The organism is Pseudenemella bisphenolivorans (assembly GCF_051133435.1).
Taxonomy (GTDB): domain Bacteria; phylum Actinomycetota; class Actinomycetes; order Propionibacteriales; family Propionibacteriaceae; genus JAAYAO01.
Genome location: NZ_JBPGNY010000009.1, coordinates 1 through 1,500, shown reverse-complemented (window position 1 = coordinate 1,500; position 1,500 = coordinate 1). Strand labels below are relative to the sequence as shown.

The following is a 1,500-nucleotide window of genomic DNA, read 5'->3' as shown; positions in this document are numbered from 1 at the left end:
ACGAATGGCTGCCAACACCGGTGAACGTACGCTCATACCGGCCATCATCCCGCCAGGAGCAGCACATGTGAACGCCATCTACACAAGCGGCAACATGCAACCGCGACGGTTGGCGCTTTTGGCTGGGGTGCTTTCCACTCTTCTTGCAGATCTACAGGTGCGCAGCGTACCCAAGGCAGATATTCACTTTTCATCTATCGAACGCCTCACCTTTCCGCTGCAAGACCATCCTTTGGCGCCAAAGGTTCTGCTTAGGGTAATGCGCCTTAATTGTTTGACGGAGGCATATTCGGACTTTTGGGAGCACGTATGGGACCCCATATTTAAATCGGATCACTGGCTCTTGGAGCACGAAAGCCTCGCGGCGTCGGACTTGGGCGACGTTGCAGCAAGCTGGACCCCTCGCACACCTTTGCGTCGCGACATAGAGCGCCGCAACGCACAACTGGAGTTGGACGTGCTGGTGGCGAAGATGCTGGGAATATCAGCCGATGAAATGTCCACCGTCTATCGAACTCACTTCCCAGTTCTCGTCGGCTATGACCGGAATCGATACGCATACAACTCAAGGGGGCGCCTTGTGTCTGACAGCGATCAAACTATGGTATCTGGCAGGAGAGAGAGTCCCGGATCAGAATCTGGCACAAACCCCCCTGGCAACGAACATACTGTTACCTTCCGGACCTTCGACCGCGAAGCCGACATGAGAAGCGCATACGAGGCCCTTTGCGACCTCTGAGTCTTACGAATTACAGATTTGAGATTCGGTCCATGGCCAGTCGCATGTCCTTTTCGCGGTCACGATAGACGAAAGGAAGCTTATATGTGTACACGGTTCCTGAAGCGTGTTTCTCGGTCCGTTCCTCATGGCTGAGGTCGTCACCTTTGGTTCGCCACTGTTTTCTAATCGATGTAGGTACTACGCGACCTTCGGCATCAAACAAGTACTCATTTCGGTCATAACCGAACAGAACTGGAAAATGTGTACGATAGACTGAGCAAATTTCAGCTGCGGTGATTCCAAGAAGCAGACTCACTAGAGCGTCGATCTCCACTAAGGCATTTCTTCTGTCAAGATCCCGCCGGAGTGGGGTTTCAGTTGTCCACTCAGGTCCGACGTCGGCAAGCCTTGGCCTTGACGAGCGCACGTCATCGAGTAGCCAAGAGTCTTGGGAGTATTGGGGTATCCACAGCTCCCTCCAGAGCGGCGCATATTCGTGGGTGAGACAGTTGAGTCGAAGTATCCGCAGTCCGATGCGATGCACTAGTGGGCTGTCGCTCCGGCCCGGGTAAAAGAGACGTTCAACAACTCCTTGGTAGATGCCGCTCTTCGGGGCTGCCCTGACAGCCAAGTCGCTCAGCAAGGACGAGAAGACGCCAGCGAGTTGGACTATCTTCCAGGCGTCGCCACCAAGACAAAAAACTCCATTTGGATGTGCTGCTCCTGGCGGGATGATGGCCGGTATGAGCGTACGTTCACCGGTGTTGGCAGCCATTGCG

2 pseudogenes are annotated in these 1,500 nt (G+C 54.4%); one reads left to right on the top strand and one right to left on the bottom strand.

From position 1 onward, the window contains the following. Positions 1-739 (top strand): annotated as a pseudogene (locus ACR4XW_RS15855) (hypothetical protein); the annotation flags it as partial. A 10-nt stretch (positions 740-749) separates the two neighbouring features. On the opposite strand, the pseudogene ACR4XW_RS15850 reads toward ACR4XW_RS15855, so the two are convergent. Then, a pseudogene (locus ACR4XW_RS15850) lies at positions 750-1,500 on the bottom strand (hypothetical protein); the annotation flags it as partial.